The organism is Colwellia marinimaniae (assembly GCF_002207865.1).
GTDB lineage: Bacteria > Pseudomonadota > Gammaproteobacteria > Enterobacterales > Alteromonadaceae > Colwellia > Colwellia marinimaniae.
Map to the genome: position 1 here is coordinate 1 of NZ_BDQM01000571.1, position 229 is coordinate 229.

Annotated in this window: 1 protein-coding gene; it reads right to left on the reverse strand. The window is 51.1% G+C overall.

All coding sequences use genetic code 11. The annotated features are described in order from the left end of the window. Positions 1–186: hypothetical protein (locus MTCD1_RS22075; RefSeq protein ID WP_235013431.1), on the reverse strand; the 186-nt coding region annotated here is incomplete at its 3' end. Positions 187–229: the final 43 nt, after the last annotated feature.

A 229-nucleotide genomic window follows, 5' to 3' on the forward strand; every position in this document is an offset into this window, starting at 1 on the left:
GTTTATGTGCTCAGGTTGAAGATCGTCTGGGTATGCTGGCTGGCTCGATGGGGATACTTGAGAGAAAAGCTTGATCCCCGCGGTCCAGGGTGACTGACTCTTATTGCTGGTATTGCCGAAACGATTGGCTCCCTGATCTGAGTTCCATTTAGGTGACCAGGCATTAGCCGGTAAGACAGTGATCATCTGTACCTGGTTCTGACGAAACCCCTCGACTCCTTCCATAGAC